This is a genomic window from Bacillus sp. SORGH_AS_0510 (assembly GCF_030818775.1).
Taxonomy (GTDB): Bacteria; Bacillota; Bacilli; order Bacillales; family Cytobacillaceae; genus Neobacillus.
The window spans coordinates 3,223,850-3,245,550 of record NZ_JAUTAU010000001.1 but is presented as its reverse complement, the minus strand read 5'-3'; the positions used below and the strand labels follow the sequence as shown (position 1 = coordinate 3,245,550).

The window sequence follows — 21,701 nt, the reverse complement described above, 5'->3', positions numbered from 1 at the left end:
ATTAGGGGGACAAAAATGGGAGTTGTTTTTACGTTCTTAAGCATATGGGTATGTAGTTTCCTCATTGCGAGAGCTTTAAGTCCCTATTCAAAAGCACACTGGAAAAATGATGTAATAATCACATTTGCACAATCATTAATAATTTCGATATTGATAGTGTTTTTTTTTAAAAGTCTTCTTCGACTAACGGTGCAGGATAGTGCAACAAGGATTAAGGAAAAATAAAACCAATTTATTTGGATGTGAAATTAAGGCATAATTATCTTACGATTATTCACTTGTTTTTTAAGGGAGATATTTAAATGGGGAGAAAAAAGAAAGAATTAAGTGTGGAGTTTCCATATTGGAATGAATTTCACCCGTCATTCATAGAAAAAATGATAAAACAACTGGATGAAAGCGGTAGTATGTTAATAGGTGAACCACTTATAAATTATATTTGGGGTTTTACTATTGACGGAGTTGAGGTGTTGTTTGATAAAGACGGAAATGGTTATACATTGGTATCCATTGTGGATTGGAGAAGTATGTCCAAGGATGCTTCAATTAGGTGGAGTTCACCAAGTGGAAGGAGAATTTCCCCAATAAGTAATGTTGCTGAATTGGATTTAACATTTAGCTGGTGTGCAGATTTTCCAATAGATGAATTAAAAAGAATGTCCAAGAAAAAACAATTTATAGTTGACTCTGAAACATTTCCATTTGATGTTGAGTATTCTAGTTTTATTGAATCCGAAATTCTTCTTGAAATAGGTCTAAGAAAACAGGGAAGCGTTGAGGAGAAACAACTGATAATTGATACACTAAAGCAAGCTTATGAAAGTTGGAACATTGAAGCAGAAAAATCAAGCGGTCATTTTATAAAATTTATGAGGTATATAAGGAAAATAAGAAATAAGTATGTTTTTTACTTTGACTTGGGTAGTAGTGGTCACGAAGCCATACGCTTTCTAATTCAATCATTAGCAACTAACGATAACTTTGGTATTTCAAAAATATTTGTAAAACAAACCTAACAAACGGTGGGAATTCTGCAATTACTGACAGCCCATTAGTTATTTTGTGTTTATGAAATAATGTACTTAAGCTAAACGGGGGCATTTCTTCAAGAAGGAGAAGTGCTTTTTTGTGGAAATTATTAAGCTAACGGAGAAGGTTAGCTTTAGAAGGAAATCTTTCATAATTTATAGAATGATACTCTAAGGATATAGGAACAAGGAGGATCTATGGAAAGAATAGCTAGGAAATCAGGTATTATTTACTTTTTTGCTGTTTTTTTAATGTTCGTGAAAAACTTCTTACCATTAGAGCAGAAATTTCATGATACATTAAGCATCATTATATTTTTAATTGTTCTTACCGTTGCTATCATAAAATATAGGTTGAAAAAACAAAGTATATGATTGGTGTTTTTTCTTTCCATAACGGGATATGAGACTGCTAGGGTTGAGGCTTCCTTGTTCCACGAACGAAGTAGGGTAGTTGAATAAGAATACGGGTTGTATAATTTCAATTGAGTCGTGAATTGACTTAATACAGGCTATTAGTTTTGAATTAAAAGTCCATTTTATTTGTTAGATAAGGCATTTGTCCTTTAATTTCTAAAATTCAAGACAAATACCCAAGAACTTTAACCCAAACATGCATATGCTCTAATGTAAAGTGAAATGAGGAGGATGAATGCTTGTATGATTAATGCCTATAATGAGAGAGTTGGTTTAGGTGGACCAGGCTCAGGTTTTGGTTTTGCACCAGGACTTGGATTTGGAGCTCCAGGCTATCCACACCAACACTACCCGAACTACCACCATCATCACTACCCGTACTACCATCATCATTACCCGTACTATCATCACCACTATCCATACCACCACCACCACTACCCTTATTAAAATTTGCTAAAGAATTTACCGTTAAAATAAAAGGGAACAGAAATTTCTGTTAAACAGGCGTGTTTTTGCAATAGCGGAAACGCCTGTTTCTTGTTTAGAATGATGAATGTTTTTGATTTATAGCTGAAGGAAACTACATTTTAATGACAATATGTAAAGGTCAAAGAACAAGCAAAAGGTCGTTACTCGCCATTTCTGGTAAGAATTCAAGGAGAAGGTACGCACTAACAGACTTTCACTTTCTGGAAAAATGCTTTATAAATTCAGAAGAGAAAAAGTGGAGCGAAGCTTCGCAGATTCGAAAGAACTGCATGGTCTTCGCTATTGCCGGTTACGGGGACTACACAATGCGAGTGAGCAAGTGTTACTCACTGCAGCGTGTCAGAATATGAAAAAGATCGCCACTCACCTAGCCAATCTAGGATAATGGGGTGACGAACTTAATTCTGTAATCAATAAATGAAAATTTAGGCATGAAATTTAAAAGGACAAATAAAAAAAGCTTGTAAAGAAAAAAATAGTACCTTCCTCAACAAGCTGAAAGCCCTTAAAGGGGCTTTTTTGTGTCTGAAAGATTCTCAGCAAGATGTATGTATAAGTGGAGGCTATTGAGATTTGGCTTAATTGTAATTAATATAGAGCTGACTGTGGTGCCTGTGGCGGAGCAGGAAGATGCACTCCCTGTGGTGGATGTGGTTGAGCAGGAAGATGCACTCCTTGTGGAGGATGCGGTGGAGCAGGAAGATGTACGGGGTATGGTGGGTATGGATGTGGAATGCCAGGTGCTCCAAAACCGAGCCCAGGAAAATAACCAAAATCTGAACCTGGTCCTCCTAATCCAAAGCCTGGATAAAACCATAAACCTAGTCCAGGTTCACCAAATCCCAGACCAGGATAAAAACCATATCCTGAACCTGGTCCATCCAGACCAATGCCTGGATAGATCCTTTCATCTGTTGGATAAGCAATATAATATGGAAGCACAATTATCCTCTTCATTTTATTTTACTTTATGCGAAAGCCCAGACGCAGTGTTTTAATATAGAGTTGGAGTTGGAGGAGAACAATGGAAGTTAACAATATCTCTTAAAGCAACCGAATATTGATTCCATCTTCCGCCGAAAAACCTATAGCCATAAACTCTTTGATGCCCGACAGTCGTCAAAAAAAACCAGAAATTGTCTCCGTTTCTAAGCCACAAATACGTGAAACGATAGATACAATTTTCGAGACCCCAGGTATTCAGGGCAGATGGCATTTGTCGTGTATTTACCATAATTCGAAGTTCACTCCTTAATTGTGATTAGACTTATAACCAATTTTATGCTCAGGGTTAAAGTTTGGATTGGATGTATGCCTAGTAGCCCACCTGAATTCGAAAAAGAATGAAGATGGAGGATATATGAATGGATTGAGCATCTATTATTATTGAGAATGGTATCTCTAACCAAAGGAAATTATAAATAGTTTACAGGCCATGGAGTTGTTCAACTAACGAGTGCGATACTTCAATAATATAGATTGCTATTCTTATTCAACAGGCAGTTGCATAAAAGTAATTAAACATTTCTTATTATCTAATCAATGACATGGGTGTAGGTTTTTTTCATACTATATTTTTGGGAGGTGATGAAATGGCAAGAGTAAGGGCTAGAAGTCATGAAGTAGATGAAATGGCAAGAATGATGAGAGCAGAAGCAGAAGGCGAAGGAAGGCAAGGAATGTTATATGTTGGAAATGTAATAATAAATCGTGTTGTTGCAGAATGCTTAGATTTCAAAGATGTAAACAATATTCATGATGTAATATTTCAAATACAAGGAGGAAATTATTCTTTTGAAGCAGTGCAAAAAGGGAATGTTTTTTATCAAAGATCAAGAACCTCTGAAAGAAGATTAGCACAACAAAATATAAATGGTTGGAGAGTTCATCCTGCGAAATATGCTCTTTGGTATTTTAATCCACATGCTCCATGCCCACCAACATGGTATGGTCAACCTCATACTGGTCAATTTAAAGAACATTGTTTTTATGAACCAAAACCTGGAACATGTGATAGTGTTTATAGAGGTTAAGCTTACTCTTAGAGTAAGCTTTATTACATAGTTAGAATATTTACATAAAATAATACTTTTAGTAATAGTTTTATCTAAGAAAGCAAGATTGTGAAGTATTGTACTTAAGCTAACAGGTGCTTTGACACAATAAGGAGTAAAAATAAAAAGAGCCTAAAATATGCAAGTTTTTATGCACTACTTGTTTATTTTGGCTCTTTTTTCATTCAAAAGAGTTATAACCATTTATCGCCTTTTTTAAATGCCCAATACAGGCTGAAAATGGCAGACTAAATAATGGGGATATTTGCTAATATTGCTATTTACACTTAGGTAAAAACAAAACAAACCAGATTTTGAGGAGTTACTTCAACTTCTCAAAAATATTGCAGAACCCACTATACTGCCAATTAGTAGAGAGTGCCATTTACAAACATGGCATTGGACGCAGGTAGAGGATCATACGGCAAAAAATCTATCGATTGGATATTGGCAATTGTCTAGAGTGTATGTTTACTTTGGTAAACAGTGTCTAGAGGTGAGTTTGGAACATAATATTGAACCATTTTATATTGGATATGCGTATGAAGCATTATAGAGGGCATACACTTTATTAGGTGAAACGGACGCTTCTAAAAAGGCGTATTCAACAGTACTAGTCTATGTAGAACAAATAGTCGAAGAGAAATCAAAAGAGATGTTAGTAAATGATTTACGGGCGATAGAATAAAACAGTGGAGGCAACCTTTTTGGGACAGCCTCCACTGTTTTATTTGTCACTCTAAATCTCAAATTCTTGGATTGAACGGCGTTTTTCATCATATTTTTCGCTGTAATTGCCGTTAGTAAATGAAGAGATTGTGCTTTTCCAAAAAGCTTGTGCTGGATAATTTCTTTCGATTTGTGTAATGTGCCATTTGCCAGGGAACATAGAAAAAAGTTTGTTTGCTGCAAGTTTTCCAAAGCCTTTACGATTATATTTTCGAATGATAAAAAATTCGAGAATGGTGTTAAGTTCTGTTTCAGTAGCACTTTCAACTAAAGCAAAACCAATAAGTTCATCTTCCTTCTTAATGAAAAAAGGGTGAAGGTTTGGGCTGCTCCAGTAGGGGGTTAGATTAACAAGGTTTGTAAAGACCGGTCTCTTCAAGGGTAATTGTTGGCAAAAACTGTGTAAATTCATAGATGTAGAACTGCATAAGGTTATGTAAAATTTGTTCCTCTTCCTTTAAAACTCTGACTAATTCAATCATTTTATCCTCCGAAATTTGCTTTCTTGTATTACTACATTTGACATCATCACCTTATTTTCCTTTATATACAAAAAAGGAATTTTACAAGTATGAATCAAATATTAACTATAAAAATATTGTAGAATTCGAGGGGAACTTGATGGATGAATCAAAGTTTTATGCTTATTGTCTGCAAGGAGATGTTCCAGCAGCGTATGAATACCTTTGTTCGATAAAAAATAAGAACAAAAAAACCAAAGCGCTAGAATTGAAGTATCATCGAAGATTCTTTACAGAGAAACCAATCTTTCGGATTCAATCTAAAGATCCTTGGATAAGAAGAGTACTACTAGCTTACTATCAATACTTTATTGCAGTTTTAACAAAACAAAACGCATTTGTAGCAGAAATTCAATTAGCACAATCTCTTGCGCCATGCATTCCCGATAAACTTTCTAATATGGATCTTGATCAGTTAGAAAGTCAATTAGAGGTGATCTTTAATAAGAAGGGCTATCACTTCTTAGGTGGTTTGACTGGTCCCTTTAGAGGTCCTTTTATCTGGAAGACAATGGAGAGGGAAGAGTTTAAGATTGAACTACCACATCATACACAAGAGGTAACCGTTTATTTTTTATCAGATTTTTTACTGCAAAGTTGGATATATTTTTCGACCTTTGGGGTAAAACGGGCGGGTGGCTGGGCAAAGCCAGAAGGTCTTTATTATGTAAATGATCGACCGAATAAAATAAATATGGATGATTCTGAGTTTCAAGTTAGCTATTTAAAACATGAGGCTCAGCATGTAAGTGATTATGCCAGCTTTCCAAATCTGCAACCAAAAGATTTAGAATACCGGGCAAAACTAGTTGAACTCATTTATGAGCCCAATTCTTATAGATTACTAAAGAAATTTTATTATGAGCGTAAAAATGACCCAGGATTTCCACATCCGTATTCATCCTATGTGTTAATGGGAAGATTAACTGAGCTTGCGTTTAGTGATGAAGAGATTGTAGAAGTAGAAAAGTGGAAAACTATACCATCTCCCTTGATTCAAAAGTGGGCTTTGAGGTTATATGAAGAGCATGCAAAGGAGTTAGAAAAAATGGGGGAAGGAGCAGTGGGAGTTATTTAAACATAAAAAACACCAAAGCTGTAATATAAAGGGTTCACTTGTGGGGTGCACGAAGATAAATTGACAGATGAAATGGCATGTTAATTGACACATGCCATTTTGTTGTTATATTAAGGTTTAATTCAATTTCTTTTAGTATTGGCAGTCCAATATTAAAGTGTTTTTTGAGTGACAATACATATTGTACATTGAAAATTCGTGTCAATTTAGATGTCATTTAGAATGCCAAAATAAGTGCAAATTAGAGGTTAATGGGAGAAGGGGAAGGAAAATTAGAGCTTCGGTTGTTGAGACGAGTTCATAACGACTGAAGCGTTATGAAAATCAGGACTTCGGTCGTTAGAAGGGTTCATAACGACCGAAGGGCTAAAAAAATCAGGGCTCCGGTCGTTTAGAAGGGTTCATAACGACCGAAGGACTAAAAAAATCAGGGCTTCGGTCGTTTAGAAGGGTTCATAACGACCGAAGGGCTAAAAAAATCAGGGCTTCGGTCGTTTAGAAGGGTTCATAACGACCGAAGGGCTAAAAAAATCAGGGCTTCGGTCGTTTAGAAGGGTTCATAACGACCGAAGGGCTAAAAAAATCAAGGCTTCGGTCGTATAGAAGGGTTCATAACGACCGAAGGGATAAAGAAATCAGGGCTTCGGTCGATTAGAAGGGTTCATAACGACCGAAGGGCTAAAAAAATCAAGGCTTTGGTCGTATTGAAGGGTTCATAACGACCGAAGGGATAAAGAAATCAGGGCTTCGGTCGATTAGAAGGGTTCATAACGACCGAATCGTTAAGAAAATCAGGGCTTCGGTCGTTTTGAGCAAAAGAGCGCATATACAATTTATTCAGATACTCTTCTTCATGTTGATTTCTGAGTAAAATAGACTGTGATTTACGCTGCCGAAACGTGGTTGGGCACCTCTTAAGTGAATCCTTTAAGTTGTAATAGCTGGTGGTGTTTTTTTTCTAATAAATCATTTTATCCCAAAAACGTCTGAACAACCAACCACACATTTAATCCCAGAATGGTGATAGCAAATAAAGTGGCTAGAACTGTGGTTATTCGTTTATTCGTTAATACACCCATAATCTCTTTCTTTTGTGTAAAGTAGATTAATGCAATGATTGGGAACGGCAGTACAATACTTAAAACTACCTGGCTTATTACAAGGGTTCGAGTTGGATCTACTCCCATCGCAACGATAATTACCGTTGGGAGCATAGTAATCAGACGGCGGAACCATAATGGGATAGTAAAACCTACAAACCCCTGCATAATGACCTGCCCAGCCATCGTACCTACCACGGAACTTGAAACACCTGAAGCCAGTAGCGATATGAGAAACACACTTGCTGCAGCTGAGCCGAGCAGAGGTGTTAATGTGTGATAGGCTGATTGTATGTCGGCAATTTGACTATTGCCAGTCGTGTTGAAAACAGAAGCAGCCATATACATCATGGATAAGTTGACAAATCCAGCTAATGTCATAGCAATGAAAATCTCTTTCGTACTAAACTTTTGGATTTTTATTTTTTCTACATCATTCCTTGGAACAATCCGTCTCTGCGTTAAGCTAGAGTGTAAATAGATCGCATGTGGCATAACAGTTGCTCCAATTACACCTACAGCAAGCATGATACTCTCATTATTGCCCAGCCATGGGACGACACTGTGATAGGCAATTTGCGAAAGATTTGGTTGAGAGAGAACCGTTTCTGCTAAGTAACACAACCCTATCAGGACGGCAAATGCTGCAATAAACTTTTCTAATGGTCGAAAACCATATTTTTCTAACATTAGTATTAAGTAGGTTACGATTCCAGTAATAATAGTTGCAATTAACATCGGAATGCCTGCAAGTAAATTTAAGGCAAGTGTTGCACCTAAAAATTCTGCAAGGTCCGTTGCCATAGCTGCCAGCTCTGATACTATCCACATAACCATTACAAGCCATTTTGGCATATGGTCTCTGCAAATTTCAGGGAGACTTTTGCCGGTTGCAATCCCTAGTTTGGCAGACATATTTTGTAAAAGCATTGCCATTAGGTTGGCTAAGACAATAACCCATAGCATTTTATAACCAAAACGTGCGCCGCTTTGAATATTTGTAGCAAAATTTCCTGGGTCTATATAAGCAATGGATGCAATGAAGGCGGGCCCAAGGAACGGCAACAATGCTCGTATCCCTTTTACTTTTCCGTTTATGGCATCTCTAGCGGCAGAAACAGTGCGGTGTTCTGCTGCTCGAGCCCTTTCTACTGCAAAGGAATCTGTCTGGCTCATAAAGACACCATCCTTTCATTTTATATTTTTCTATGATGCAAGCTTTGTTCACGGGCGAACAAAAGTTGCGTGTGTGCAAATTTATAAAACTATTATATAAAATTTACAAAAATTTGTGAATGATTTTGCCTATGGAAGAAGATTAAACTTTGATTAGAATGAAATCAACTGTCTAAGAATGTTAACTTGAACAATTGAGTTATTAAGGCTACAGTAATTATAAGAACGATTTTAAGAAGGTGGCAACCGTGGAAAAACGATATTTTACAATTGGTATGGCGGGTCATATTGACCATGGAAAAACCTCATTAACCAAAGCACTTACCAATGTAGATACCGATCGCTTAAAAGAGGAAAAAGAGCGTCAAATCTCTATTGAATTAGGATTTGCTCCTTTATATGAAGATAATGAAATACAAATCTCTGTTATTGATGTACCAGGACATGAACGATTTATCCGACAAATGATTGCCGGAGTTGCAGGTATCGATTTGGTTGTATTAGTGGTAGCAGCAGACGAAGGTGTTATGCCACAAACCCGTGAGCATTTAGATATTTTAAAGTTCCTTGGTGTAAAAAATGGCTTGATTGCTATTACTAAGATAGATCGCGTTGATGAGGAATTCATTGATCTGGTAAAAGATGATATTTTAGATGAGCTAACGGGAACGGTTTTTGAAAACTCGCCTTTTGTACTTGTGGATAGCTTATCAGGAAAAGGTATTGAAGAAATTAAGAATGTAATTATTACCACACTAAAAGAACAAGAAATGCGTGATGCTAAAGGGGCTTTCCGATTGCCGATCGACCAAGTGTTTACTGTAAAGGGTCAAGGAACAGTTGTTCGTGGAACGGTATACGAGGGATCCGTGGAAGAGGGGCAAGCCTTAAAAATTATGCCTAAAGGGCTGGAAGTAAGAGCACGGCAGATTCAAGTGCATCATAAGCCTGCACAAAAAGCTTATGCCGGACAGCGTACTGCGATCAATCTTTCTAATATTTCTAAGGAAGAGGTAGAACGGGGTGACGTCCTAGTTTCCTCAGAACATTTTATCGTATCAAAAACAGTGGATGTTGCTATTCGAATGGTAGAGGACCTAGAACATATGGTCAAACAGAGAATGCCGATTAAGCTTCATATTGGAACAGCAGAAGTTATGGGCAGGATTGTATTCTTTGATCGAAACGAGATTAAAGAGGAAAATGGTGAAATCCTTTGCCAGCTTCGACTGGAAGAGGAGATTTTGACTAAGCGGGGAGACAGGTTTATTTTACGAAGACCAAGCCCTCAGGAAACTATTGGCGGTGGTTGGGTGATTGATCCCCGCGGTAGTAAATATCGATTTGGTAACCAAACAATAGAAGAATTAGCAAAGAAAAAGGCAGGTTCACCGAAGGAACGCATTACTGCTACCCTGATTGAGGCGAAAAGTTTACCGTTAACAGAACTAATTAAACGAACCGCTTTGGATGAGACAACGCTGTTACAGCATTTACATGATGCAAACTTTGTTTATTACAATGCAAAAGAATATACTCTTCAATCGTTAATCAATTCTATAGAGGAAGATATTTTTGACAGGCTACAGGAATTTCACCTGGCGCATTCAATGAAAGTAGGGATCAATAAAGCGGAGCTGTTACAATCCTTGCAAAACAAATTCCCAAAACCATTGTTAGATTTTGTTGTTGAACATGGGATAACAAATGCAGTATTTAACCGGAAAGAGCAATTTGTATTCTTAGCTTCATTTGTTCCACATGTTCCGAAAAGCTGGTCAAAGAGAACAGAAAACCTGTTAGAAGAATTGAAACAGGACGGGTTAAAAGTTCGTTATTTGAAAGACTATTTTTCAGCTGCAGGCATACCTGAAAATCTAATCTTTGATTTAAGAAAGTTTTTAGATGACCAAGAGCAAATTGTATTGTTAGATGACCAATTTGCTTATCATGGAGAGATTTTTACTGAAGCAGTTCGTAACCTTCGAGGTCAAACAGGGCCTGAATTCGAAGTAGGCGAAGCAAAGGATATCTTGGAATTATCCAGGAAGTATATGATTCCATTTTTAGAAAGACTAGATGCCAAAGGATTAACTAAAAGAGTAGAAAATAAGCGCAAGTGGGTAAATTGAAAAATTTTCCTATTGTAAATGGTTTCTGCAAGAACCCGAGCTGATAAATAGACGGAAAAATTCCGTCTATTTAATCAAAAAATGTGAAAAAGGAAGATTTTTCTTAGCATAAGCGGAAAATCTCCGCTAATTTTACTTTTACTGCTTACTCGATTAAGGGATGCCAATAGACTTTTCATACCGGCACGTATTTTAAAAACGGAACCCTCTATTCCAAGTGAATAGAGGGTTTTTAATTATGAAAGAAACTCCGCTGGGTTTAATCCTAGCTCACGACAGATGTCAGACACCATTTGTTTTTCATTATTATCAAAATTCCCATCTGCATATCCGATCGCAATGCAATAGCGTGCCACTAATCTGGCTATTTCTGGTTTTGTTCTTATTTTTCCAAGGGCTCGGAAGGCTTCTGCCTGTCCCATCATCCGGTTATTTTCAATTTTAGAAACAAAGAGGTTAAATTTCTGAATTACTTTATTTGTATCAAAGACTCGTAATTCCTCGCTTTGATGAACAAATTCTAACATCTTTTGCCGTTCCACTGTGTCTAAATAACCATCAGCCATAGCGACCAAGGCACAAGCTGCAACAACGGCTTCAAGAACATCCTGGCTTTTATAGCGGTTAAATAATTCTTGAGCTCTTCTTTTTTGATTGTTTGCCCATTCTGCATAATCAGTTTGGGAAGGTGACCATGTACTGCCACAGTTATTACATGTAAACTTCAGTTGGTTTTTCCCGATGAAACCGCCCAGTAGCCCGACTGGTCCAAGGATTAACCCGCCAATAGCTGCTTTACCCAGTCCGAAGCCTTTTTTACCGGTTCGAACATTAGAGGAATGACAGCGTGGACAAATAATTTCGTCTCCACCATATGTTTGATAAGCTCCAGAATTCGTTGGGTATGATGACTGCGTCGGGTATCCGTATGCAGGCTGCTGATACGATGATTCCGGCTGCAGATGTATCGGCTGTTGATTAACGCCTTGGTTTGGCTGGTATGGATTATAATTGTTTTGATTTGGTTGGTAGAGATTTCTATCATTTTGCTGGTATGAATCTGTTGGTTGATAATAAGTATTAGTTTGCTGAGAAGGTGGTGCTGTTGGTGCACTTATCGGAGGATCATCAACCGTAATTCCAAAGTTCTTGCAAAGTGCGGCTAGTCCACCTTGAAAGCCGCTTGCAATGGCATTGAATTTCCATTCACCATTATGACGGTACAATTCTGCAGCAACGATAGCTGTTTCTACCGTAAAATCCCTGCCCAAGTTGAATCTAATTAATTCTTCATTCGTCATTTCATTAAAGATACGAACATATGAATCAGAAACTTGTCCGAAATTTTGCCGTTTCACCTGTGCATCGTGAATGGTTATTGTAAAGGCAATGCGGTGGATATGGGCAGGGACACGATTTAAATCTATTTTAATTTGTTCGTCGTCACGATCTCCAGCTCCTGTGCGGTTGTCTCCACTATAAATGATTGAACCATTACCCCCTGAGGGATTATTATAAAAAACAAAGTCTTGGTCGCTGTTTACTTTGCCAGTTTGTCCAAGTAAAAATGCTGAAGCATCTAAATCGAAATTGGAGCCAAGCTGACTAATATTCCAACCTAACCCAACAACTACTTTTTGAAGGCCAGGATATGATTTGGTTAAATCAACTTTCTGCCCCTTGCTAAGAGTTACACCCACATCTTTCACTCCTCATTTCATTCTTATTATGTACTACGAAAAAATGGAGGAAAAGTTTCACAACAATAAAAAGAAGGGACTAACCCGATTGAGTTAGTCCTTTAAACCTTTTACAAGATCATCCAGTCTTTTTTTCTAAAGGCTTGGAATATTCTTTTTCCCAGAAATCAGCATTTTCAATGCCTAATTTAACGGGATCAAATACAGGATCTTTTCCATCTTTAAGCTGTGCTTCATAGTCTTTCAGTACTTTCATCGCCGGTTTTGTTAAAAGGAGAATGGCGATAATATTTAGCCAAGCCATACTTCCAACACCAATATCACCTAATGTCCACGCTAGTCCTGCTGTCTTTATACTTCCGTAAAATACCATTCCTAAAATCGCAAACTTAAGTACATATTCAGTCCATAAACGCTTTGTTTTTTGATTGATATAGGCAAGATTTGTTTCTGCCATATAATAATAAGCCATGATAGTTGTGAAGGCGAAGAAGAATAGAGAAATAGCTACAAATGGTCCTCCGAAGCCTGGCATTACTGATTCAACAGCAGATTGCGTATAGGCTGGACCCGGTTCAATATCACCAAGGTTATTGACAATTTGCGCTTTACCTTCTGGGGCAACATTATACATGCCAGTGATAAGAATCATGAACGCAGTGGCAGAACAAACAAATAAGGTATCTACATATACAGAGAATGCTTGAACAATTCCTTGTTTAGCAGGGTGAGAGACTTCTGCTGCAGCTGCAGCATGTGGAGCAGTACCTTGTCCTGCTTCGTTTGAATAAATCCCACGTTTAACTCCCCAAGAAATAGCTGCGCCTATAATTCCTCCGAATGCCGCATCCATACCAAATGCACTAGAGAAGATAAGTCTTAACACACCAGGTAGTTCAGAAATATTCATAGCTACAATGATAAGGGCAACAAGAATATAACCTAAAGCCATGAAAGGAACAACAAGTTCAGCAACTCGTGCGATACGTTTAACACCGCCAAAAATGATAGTTGCTAGGAAAACAACAATAACTCCACCAGTAATTGCAGGACTAATCCCAAAAGCATTATCAACACTAGCGGCAATACTATTTGCCTGAACACCAGGTAAAAGTACTCCAGTGGCAATAACTGTCACAATAGCAAAGAGTACCGCGTACCATTTCATTTTTAGTCCTTTTTCTATGTAAAAGGCAGTACCTCCACGGAATTGACCGTTATGTTTTACTTTATAAACCTGACCTAGTGCGGCTTCAACAAATGCTGAACCTGCACCTAAGAAAGCAATCGCCCACATCCAAAATACGGCACCAGGACCTCCGAAGGCAATGGCAGTTGCTACACCAGCAATGTTACCAGTACCAACACGGCCTGATAAGGCAAGGGTTAATGCTTGGAAAGATGAAATACCAGCTTCTGACTTCCCACCTTTAAACATTAAGGGAATAATGTCCTTCATATGTCTTACTTGCAGAAATCTTGTTGCAAAAGAGTAAAATAATCCGACACCTAAGCATAAATAAATAAGTGCTGGGCTCCAAATAATCCCACTGAGCCAATTAACAAACTGTTCCATATATTTCCCCCTTTGATAGATTACTTTTTAATTATATAACAGGATATTATACAATTAAAAGAATTTTTTTAATTGTTTAATTATTCTAATATATTAGTGCGTTAACGGATTAAAAAATACACCCCGACCGTTAAAGGTTGGGGTGTATTAAATGACTTATTTTTTTACAAATGGCCACCAGTTTGCTTCACCAAAGGTTCGTACCATTACGGGAACAAATAGTGGTAACACCACAAGTGAATATAAAGCCAAACCGATTAATAGAATAGTAGCTATTTCGAGTAATGATAGTACTCCTGATGGCATCATGGCTGCAAAGGTACCACCTAAGATAATGGCTGCTGAAATGATTACAGTGCCCATTTTTTTCATTGATAGAAGAATAGCTTGTTGAACTGGCATATCACGATATTCGTTAAAACGATCCATTAAGAAAATACTATAGTCGATACCTAACGCGACTAGAATGACAAACGCAAAGAACGGAACTGCCCAACTGATTCCTGTATAGCCTAACCAATTGACAAAAATGGTTTCTGAAATGGCCATAGAAGTAAAGTAGGTTAACACTAATGAACCAATTAAATAGAGTGGCATAATGAGTGAGCGAAGTAAAATAATCAAAATAATACTAATCCCCACTAACATTAAGACAACTGTTCGAGAATAATCAGCCTCTGAAATGGTGTCAAGATCATGGTGCATACTGGATACACCACCGACAGCTACTTTTGCATTCTCCAGCTTTGTCTCCTTTACCGCCCGTTTGACTGCCTGCTTTATTTCAGGAATGCGGTCAATCGCCTCATTGGAGTAAGGGTTTTTGTTAAAGACCACATCAATAGTCATCACTTTTCGATCGTTTGACATGTAGGCATCGAGCGCTTGTTCAAAGTCCTTACTGTTTAGAACATCCTGTGGAATGTAAAAGCCGTTTTGTTTTTGCTTCGATACATCTGAAAGGTAATTCTGTGCGGAATTTAGCCCATTATATACTTGGTTTAGTCCATCTGCTCCTTGAGATAGGCCATCTGAAAGATCAGAAATTTGACTATTTATATCTTGAAAACCAGTTAAAAACTGTTCCTGCCCATTTTTTAAAGCATCTAAGCCCTTGGAGACAGGAGAGAGGCCTTCATTTATGATTCTACCTGAACCATTTGCAGCTTCCGATAGGCCAGTTTCAAGTTCACCAATTCGATTGACAAACACCTCTAAACCTTTTATGAGCTCTTCTTGACCGGCCAATAGTTTTTCGAATTGAAAATTAACTTTGTTAATTCCCTCTTGGGCTGTACCTAACTGAGAATTTAGATACTTTATATTTCCTGATAATTGTTCTGTGATTCTTTGTGCCCCTGGTGAATTAGAATTCCCTTTTATAGCCTCTTTAATAGATTGATAGTTTTGATTTTGGTTAATGGTTGGATATTCTTGTTCAAGACCACTAAAATATTGATCCATCACAAGTAGGTTTTGGTGTAAATCTTCAACATTTACGGCAATTGTATTGTAATTTTCTTTTAAGGCAACAAGCCCAGTATTAGTATCTTTGTACCCTTGTAGAAGTTGTTGGCCTCCATCCAATACACTTTCCGCACCTGCTTTGATTTTGCTTAACCCATCACGTGCCTCGCTAACCTTTAATGAACCGTCACTTAAGCCTTTTTGCATGACAGTGAGCTTTTCTTTAATAGTTCCTACTCCTGTTTTTAGATCATTGGTACCCTTAATCAATGTGTTAAGCCCATCAGTTGCTTCCTTCATTTTTGGTTGGTTCGAACTCATTTGGCTTACAGCTTCTTCTAGGCCGTTACTGATTTTTTTAATTCCCTCATTACTTTGGCCAAGCCCGTCTTCCAGGCTAACAACTTGTTTAGAAATGTAAAAGTCATCAATAGGTGAACCAGTTGGACGAGTAACAGAACGAACGGTGTTTACGTCATTGACTTTCTTTAATTCTTGACTGATTTTTTCAGTAATGGCTATATATTCCGTCGTATTCATTTGATCATCGTTTTTAATAACAATTTGAGTTGGCATCGATTCTCCAGGACCAAATGAATCGGCAATGATATTAAACCCTTTTATTGAAGGATAATCATCGCTGATTTCTTCCAGCGAGTTAAACGACAATTGGTCATCATAAGTAAATAAGAACGGAACAGAAATAAGGGCGACAAGAATAAAAGCAATTAGAGGTCTTGCCAGTGCAAATTTACCCATCACGCCCCAGAATTTGCTTTCCCCATGCTCCAGCTTTCCTTTCGATGGCCAAAAAAGTTTTTTGCCTAATACAGCCATGAAGAAAGGAACGACGGTAACAAGCGCAATTAACAAAATGGCGACTCCGACAGCTACTGCAGCAGCTGATTTATAAAGCTGGAAGGTGGAAAGCCCAATAGAAGCAAAACCAATCATTACTGCAATTCCACTAAAGAAAACGGTTTTACCCGCTGTGCGATAAGTAGTAATAATCGCTTCCTTCACATCTTTTCCTTCTGCCATTTCCTCTTTAAAGCGGCTAAGGAGCAAGATACAATAATCCGTTCCTATTCCGAATAGTACGGCTACTAAGAAAATCTGAGTAAACGTGGATAAAGGAAAATCAACCTTATCCACCAACAGAGCAACAATGGATTGGGCTGTAAGATAGCTGAATCCTACAGTTACTAAAGGAATAATGGGCGCAATGACCGATCTAAATACTAACAAAAGCACGATCAGAATAAATCCAACTGTAATTCCTTCTGTTTTTTTCAAGCCTTCCTGTGAATTGGTCACAAGGTCCTCACTTATCACCCAGTTTCCGGTATAATAATGTTCCAATTTAATTTGCTCGATGGCATCATACAAATCTTTTGATATTTCTTTTGCATCTCGATTATTAGCTGTTACCTTTACGGAAACTAAGATGGTTTTTCCATCTTTAGACACAAGCTGGTCTTTTAATTGCTCTTGTTTAAAATGGGAAAGGATTTCAGTGATTCCGAGCTCCTCTTTGTTTTTTTCCAGGATATTAACGGCTTTTTCTGCATTGAGAAAATCTTTCTTCGTTAATTTCTTTTCACTGTGGAAAACAAGTGCAGTCTGCAGATCCCTTCCTTTATTTTCACTAGATTGAACATCTCTAAGGATTTTCTCTGCTATGGTTGATGAGTAGCCTTCGGGAACAGAAATTTGTCCTTTCTCACGTACAAGGCCTTCCATATTTGGTGCCACCGTAAAAAGAGTAGCAATCACAGCTATCCAAGCGACTAGAATGAACCATTTTCCTTTAATAATCGCGTTCAAGGATTATTCCCCCAGTTCTTCCTTTTTCTTGTTAGTTAAAATTGCAGCTAACTTTTCATAAGTATTCACAAAGTTAACAATTTCTGTTTCATCAAATTGGGTAATGATCGATTCGACTAGTAAGCGTACTTTTTCTTGGCAATCCTGAAATAAGGATTCACCTGCAACAGTCAACGTTAAATAAACAACCCTTCGGTCGTTTTCATCGCGTGTTCGCTGAATCAGTCCTCTTTCTACCATTCGGTTAATAATTGCTGTTATGGCACTTTTATTCACTTCAAATGCATCAGCTAATTCAGAAGAGGTACATTCCTTAGATTGGTTGATATATCGTAATATGTAGTGCTGGTCATTTGTCAATTCATTGCCTATTTGTCCCTTAATTAATGACTCGGCTTTTTTGTGTACCTGAAAGGATAACGTCACATAGCGGTCAATCAATTCCTGTACGGTTTTATTATCCATTCCTACACCTCCCCTTTTGGAAAAAGTAGTTCAACCATTTAACTATTCACTTGTTTAACTATAAAACAAAGAAAAATTTCAGTCAATATTTTCCCTTAAGGAAAAATTAAGGTTTGAAAGCAATAATACTTTATGAAAACTTTCAGCTTCCTGGTTAAGAGCCCAGGTATAAAAAGGAGTAGAAAACAAATGAAAAAATGGGTGTTACTAACGATAGGCATACTTATAGTTGGCTTTGTCGGCTATCAATATTTTTCAACAAAAACAAAGAGCCAAACAGCATCAGCACAGGTAAGGACAGCAATTGTTCAAAAAGGAACGCTAGAAGTTAAAATCAGTGGATCAGGAACAGTTCAGCCAGTAACGAGTGAAGATATTAAAGCAAAAGACAATAACAATGAAATTGATGAAGTGTTGGTTTCTGTAGGTGAAGAGGTTAAAGAAGGGGATGAGCTAATTTCTTTTACGGATGGAAGTGATCCAATCACTGCGACAGCTGCGGGAATCGTCACTACTATTGCTGTTTCAGCTGGTGAGCGGGTAACAAGTGGACAAGTTGTTGCACATGTTACGAACTATAAAGACTTGGAGACAGTGGTACAAATAGATGAGCTTGATATTCCACAGATAAAAAAAGATCAAACTGTAAATATCAAAATAAATGCCTTCCCAGATCAAAGTTACACAGGTAAGGTGACGAATATAGCTGAAGAAGGTACTTCTTCCAACGGTGTGTCTACTTTTGATGTAACGATTCATATTGATAAACCTGTTAATCTTAAAGTTGGTATGAGTACAGAGGCTAGTATATTAACAGCAAGCAAGAAGGATACATTATATGTGCCGCTCGATGCCATTCACAGCAGTAATAATGAAAAATATGTCCTACTAACATCAGCCTCGGACAATTCACAATCTAATGGCGGAACAGAACAACAAATGGTAAAAACGGGATTAGCTAATGAAGATTATGTCGAAATTACCGAAGGTTTAAAAGAGGGACAAGTTGTTCAATTACCACAGCTTGCCACTGGTACCTCTTCAAACAATACAAGAGGCTTCATGCAAGGTGGAGGATTTGGCGGAGGAAATATGGGTGGAATGGGCGGTTTTAACCGCAGTGGTGGTCGTCAAGGACAATTTAGTGGAAGGACCGGTAACTAGTGATGGCCAAACCAATTATTCAAATTAAAGGTTTAATGAAGACCTACCAACTTGGAGGAGAGACAGTCCATGCTCTAAATAAAGTTTCAATTGATATTGAGCAAGGAGAATTCTTAGCCATCATTGGCCCATCTGGTTCCGGTAAATCCACTCTAATGAACATGTTAGGCTGCCTCGACAGACCGCAGTCGGGAACCTATTTATTGGATGGTAGAGACATCAGCAAGATGAATGACAATCAATTGGCGACGATTAGAAATAAAAAAATAGGATTTATCTTTCAAAATTTTAATCTCTTAACTAAGTTAACAGCACTTGAAAATGTAGAATTGCCATTGTTATATAGCGGGGTTCCCACCAAAGAACGACGGGAGAGAGCTTTAGAAAGCCTTGAAAAAGTAGGTTTAAAGGAGAGGGCAGGCCATTTGCCAACCCAGCTTTCAGGGGGACAGCAGCAACGGGTGGCGATTGCTAGAGCACTTGTAGGAAATCCATCCATCCTTCTTGCGGATGAACCAACAGGTGCACTTGACAGTAAAACTAGTAAAGAAATTCTACTCATTATGCAAGAGCTTAATGAAACAGGGCATACCATTATTTTAATAACGCATGATTTAGCCATTGCAAAGCAAGCGAAGAGAATGGTCAGTATTCAAGATGGCCAGCTTCAAGAAAACGGGGGTGACCTTGTTGGGAATCTTTCAATCTATTAAAATGGCACTCCGCAGTATTAGAGGGAATAAGCTTAGGTCTGCTTTAACGATGCTGGGAATGATTATTGGAGTGTCCTCTGTCATCATCCTTGTTTCAATCGCACAAGGATCGGCCAAAAATGTGACGAGTCAGATTAATCAGCTTGGAACGAACCTCTTAACGATTAATACCTTTGGCACAGATTTAGCATTATCAGAAGATAAAATCGATGGGCTTGGTAAACTAAATGGTGTGAAGGCTATTTCTCCTGTTGTTTCTGGACGGGTAAATGTTAAAAAAGATAAAACCTCTTCACAAGTGACACTAACAGGAACCAATGCTGCTTATTCCATTGTGCGTGACACTAAAGTGAGTGCAGGGCGTTTCATTACAGATTTAGATATTGAATATAGACAAAAAATTGCAGTAATCGGTGCAGATACGGCATCAACCTTTTTTGGTGCGGAAAACCCTATTGGTCAATACATTCAAATTGAGGGAACATCCTTTAAAGTAGTAGGTGTCCTCGTATCAAAAGGCAGTTCACTTGGGCAAAGCGGTGATAATGTGGTTATCGTTCCAATTAGTACGGGACAGCGGTTGGTCAAGAGTACAACGATTAATCAAGTATATCTTCAAGGAAAAAGTGAAGACCAAATGGACTATGTCATGAACGAAGTAGAAAGGAAAATGGCTTCTATATTTCCTAATAAAAGTGATTCCTATAGTGTAACAAACCAACAGGATTTAATGGATACGATGAGTTCTGTTACAGATACGATGACTATGATGCTTGGAGGGATTGCTAGTATTTCTCTACTTGTCGGTGGAATTGGAATTATGAATATAATGCTTGTATCTGTTTCAGAACGAACCAAAGAAATTGGTATTCGTAAAGCAATAGGGGCAAAAAGGAGAGATGTCCTTTTACAATTCCTTATTGAAGCGGTTGTCTTAAGTGGAGTAGGTGGGGTTATTGGGATTTTAGCAGGAGTAGGCATAGGAAAATTATTATCCTCTCTATTAAGCTTGACCGTATCGTTTACTTCTTCAGTAATGATATTATCGTTTTTATTCTCGTTAGCAGTAGGTGTGATTTTTGGAGTATTCCCTGCTAATAAAGCTTCTAAGTTGAATCCGATTCAAGCACTGAGATATGAATAGTGAAACAAAGCGGATCGCATCTATTGCGGCCGCTTTGTTTCCTCTATAATTAGAAAAGCGTAAGCGCCTTGGTCAGCCCCGACAGGCAAATATTCTTCGGGAAGAAAAGTCCGCCTTTTGACTTTTATTGCCGAAGGTTATTTGACCCGAGGGGCTAGGCGCTGGAGCTGGACAATTCTCGAAGTCGGATATTATACTTTTTTGTAACATCAAAATAGACCTTTTTACTAGGAGAGATAGAGATGCGTTTACTAGTTGTCGAAGATAATCTTTCGTTGTTGGAATCAATTGTTGAATTATTATCAGACGAATTTGAGGTTGATCAAGCAACGAATGGAGAAGATGCATTGTTTTTGGCCATGCAAAACATCCATGATGCTATTGTTTTAGACGTAATGATCCCCGAAATAGATGGATTTGAAGTCCTTCAGACGATTCGTAAAGAAGGATTAAAAATACCAGTCCTGTTTCTGACAGCTAGAGATTCCCTGGAAGACCGTGTGAAGGGGTTGGATAGCGGCGGAGATGATTACTTAGTGAAGCCATTCCAAGCAGCGGAGTTAAAAGCAAGGATCCGAGCATTATTACGAAGAAGTGGCAGCTTAACTACTAATCAGACCATACAATATCGTGGAATAGAACTATTAGGAAAAGAAAGAGACATTGTGGCAAATGGTGAACAAATCAAACTTACAGCCAAACAATATGAACTACTAGAATACCTCATTCAAAACAAAGGGGCTATTTTAACCAAGGAACAAATCTATGATCGCGTATGGGGCTTTGATTCAGATACAACCATTGCCATTGTTGAGGTTTTCATGCATCACCTTCGAAAAAAACTAGAACCATCGGGTTACCATTCTGATATTAAAACGATTCGTGGAGTAGGTTATATGCTTAACGAAGAGTAGGGGGAGC

16 protein-coding genes and 1 pseudogene are annotated in these 21,701 nt (G+C 37.9%); 10 read left to right on the top strand and 7 right to left on the bottom strand.

The genetic code is table 11. From position 1 onward, the window contains the following. Positions 1–302: 302 nt before the first annotated feature. The 3 genes and pseudogenes from QE429_RS16635 to QE429_RS16625 form a co-directional block, all read left to right on the top strand. A complete protein-coding gene (locus QE429_RS16635; protein WP_307288503.1) occupies positions 303–1,016 on the top strand; it encodes a hypothetical protein in 714 nt (237 codons plus the stop codon). Between the two features lie 672 nt (positions 1,017–1,688). Then, complete coding sequence (locus tag QE429_RS16630; protein ID WP_307288502.1) at positions 1,689–1,892, top strand: hypothetical protein; 204 nt, start codon at positions 1,689–1,691, stop codon at positions 1,890–1,892. 157 nt (positions 1,893–2,049) lie between these two features. Then, positions 2,050–2,319, top strand: a pseudogene (locus tag QE429_RS16625) (transposase); the annotation flags it as partial. A 203-nt stretch (positions 2,320–2,522) separates the two neighbouring features. On the opposite strand, the gene QE429_RS16620 reads toward QE429_RS16625, so the two are convergent. Then, on the bottom strand, positions 2,523–2,876 hold the full coding sequence (locus QE429_RS16620; protein ID WP_307290961.1) for a hypothetical protein: 354 nt from the start codon (positions 2,874–2,876) through the stop codon (positions 2,523–2,525). Positions 2,877–3,526: 650 nt separating this feature from the next. Here QE429_RS16620 and QE429_RS16615 point away from each other — a divergent pair. Next, positions 3,527–3,967 (top strand): cell wall hydrolase, encoded by a 441-nt coding sequence (locus tag QE429_RS16615; RefSeq protein ID WP_307288500.1) that lies wholly within the window; start codon positions 3,527–3,529, stop codon positions 3,965–3,967. Positions 3,968–4,727: 760 nt separating this feature from the next. Here the strand turns inward: QE429_RS16615 and QE429_RS16610 are convergent. Then, positions 4,728–5,129 (bottom strand): GNAT family N-acetyltransferase, encoded by a 402-nt coding sequence (locus QE429_RS16610; RefSeq protein ID WP_307288499.1) that lies wholly within the window; start codon positions 5,127–5,129, stop codon positions 4,728–4,730. 209 nt (positions 5,130–5,338) lie between these two features. On the opposite strand from QE429_RS16610, the gene QE429_RS16605 reads away from it, so the two are divergent. Next, positions 5,339–6,316 (top strand): hypothetical protein, encoded by a 978-nt coding sequence (locus QE429_RS16605; RefSeq protein WP_307288497.1) that lies wholly within the window; start codon positions 5,339–5,341, stop codon positions 6,314–6,316. Between the two features lie 971 nt (positions 6,317–7,287). Here the strand turns inward: QE429_RS16605 and QE429_RS16600 are convergent. Continuing rightward, positions 7,288–8,592, bottom strand: coding sequence for an Nramp family divalent metal transporter (locus tag QE429_RS16600; RefSeq protein WP_307288496.1), 1,305 nt, complete (start codon positions 8,590–8,592; stop codon positions 7,288–7,290). A 248-nt stretch (positions 8,593–8,840) separates the two neighbouring features. On the opposite strand from QE429_RS16600, the gene selB reads away from it, so the two are divergent. After that, entirely contained in the window at positions 8,841–10,724 is a 1,884-nt protein-coding gene (gene selB, locus QE429_RS16595; protein ID WP_307288495.1) for a selenocysteine-specific translation elongation factor, read from the top strand. Between the two features lie 236 nt (positions 10,725–10,960). On the opposite strand, the gene QE429_RS16590 is transcribed toward selB, so the two are convergent. The 4 genes from QE429_RS16590 to QE429_RS16575 form a co-directional block, all read right to left on the bottom strand. Further along, positions 10,961–12,424, bottom strand: coding sequence for a TerD family protein (locus QE429_RS16590; RefSeq protein WP_307288494.1), 1,464 nt, complete (start codon positions 12,422–12,424; stop codon positions 10,961–10,963). Between the two features lie 118 nt (positions 12,425–12,542). After that, positions 12,543–14,000: an alanine/glycine:cation symporter family protein gene (locus QE429_RS16585; protein WP_307288493.1), complete on the bottom strand. Its 1,458-nt coding sequence runs from the start codon at positions 13,998–14,000 to the stop codon at positions 12,543–12,545. Positions 14,001–14,156: 156 nt separating this feature from the next. Beyond that, on the bottom strand, positions 14,157–17,294 hold the full coding sequence (locus tag QE429_RS16580) for an MMPL family transporter (protein WP_307288492.1): 3,138 nt from the start codon (positions 17,292–17,294) through the stop codon (positions 14,157–14,159). Positions 17,295–17,297: 3 nt separating this feature from the next. Then, entirely contained in the window at positions 17,298–17,759 is a 462-nt protein-coding gene (locus QE429_RS16575; protein ID WP_307288491.1) for a MarR family winged helix-turn-helix transcriptional regulator, read from the bottom strand. 189 nt (positions 17,760–17,948) lie between these two features. Here QE429_RS16575 and QE429_RS16570 point away from each other — a divergent pair, with 189 nt between their 5' ends. The 4 genes from QE429_RS16570 (at position 17,949) to QE429_RS16555 (ending at position 21,694) form a co-directional block, all read left to right on the top strand. Further along, positions 17,949–18,923 carry an efflux RND transporter periplasmic adaptor subunit gene (locus QE429_RS16570; RefSeq protein WP_307288490.1) on the top strand — a complete coding sequence of 325 codons (975 nt, stop codon included), beginning with the start codon at positions 17,949–17,951 and terminating at the stop codon, positions 18,921–18,923. 2 nt (positions 18,924–18,925) lie between these two features. Beyond that, positions 18,926–19,636 carry an ABC transporter ATP-binding protein gene (locus QE429_RS16565; protein WP_307290865.1) on the top strand — a complete coding sequence of 237 codons (711 nt, stop codon included), beginning with the start codon at positions 18,926–18,928 and terminating at the stop codon, positions 19,634–19,636. Next, positions 19,605–20,780 (top strand): ABC transporter permease, encoded by a 1,176-nt coding sequence (locus QE429_RS16560; RefSeq protein WP_307290864.1) that lies wholly within the window; start codon positions 19,605–19,607, stop codon positions 20,778–20,780. Before QE429_RS16565 ends, QE429_RS16560 begins: the two co-directional genes overlap by 32 nt. Before the next feature lie 242 nt (positions 20,781–21,022). Further along, the gene (locus QE429_RS16555) at positions 21,023–21,694 is read left to right on the top strand and encodes a response regulator transcription factor (protein ID WP_307288489.1); all 672 of its coding nucleotides are present in this window, start codon (positions 21,023–21,025) and stop codon (positions 21,692–21,694) included. The last annotated feature ends 7 nt before the right edge of the window (positions 21,695–21,701 follow it).

Coding starts and splice junctions, on each gene's coding strand:
- QE429_RS16635 (WP_307288503.1), top strand. CDS start 303: ATGGGGAGAAAAAAGAAAGAATTAAGTGTGGAGTTTCCATATTGGAAT.
- QE429_RS16630 (WP_307288502.1), top strand. CDS start 1,689: ATGATTAATGCCTATAATGAGAGAGTTGGTTTAGGTGGACCAGGCTCA.
- QE429_RS16615 (WP_307288500.1), top strand. CDS start 3,527: ATGGCAAGAGTAAGGGCTAGAAGTCATGAAGTAGATGAAATGGCAAGA.
- QE429_RS16610 (WP_307288499.1), bottom strand. CDS start 5,129: ATGAATTTACACAGTTTTTGCCAACAATTACCCTTGAAGAGACCGGTC.
- QE429_RS16605 (WP_307288497.1), top strand. CDS start 5,339: ATGGATGAATCAAAGTTTTATGCTTATTGTCTGCAAGGAGATGTTCCA.
- QE429_RS16600 (WP_307288496.1), bottom strand. CDS start 8,592: ATGAGCCAGACAGATTCCTTTGCAGTAGAAAGGGCTCGAGCAGCAGAA.
- QE429_RS16585 (WP_307288493.1), bottom strand. CDS start 14,000: ATGGAACAGTTTGTTAATTGGCTCAGTGGGATTATTTGGAGCCCAGCA.
- QE429_RS16575 (WP_307288491.1), bottom strand. CDS start 17,759: ATGGATAATAAAACCGTACAGGAATTGATTGACCGCTATGTGACGTTA.
- QE429_RS16570 (WP_307288490.1), top strand. CDS start 17,949: ATGAAAAAATGGGTGTTACTAACGATAGGCATACTTATAGTTGGCTTT.
- QE429_RS16565 (WP_307290865.1), top strand. CDS start 18,926: ATGGCCAAACCAATTATTCAAATTAAAGGTTTAATGAAGACCTACCAA.
- QE429_RS16555 (WP_307288489.1), top strand. CDS start 21,023: ATGCGTTTACTAGTTGTCGAAGATAATCTTTCGTTGTTGGAATCAATT.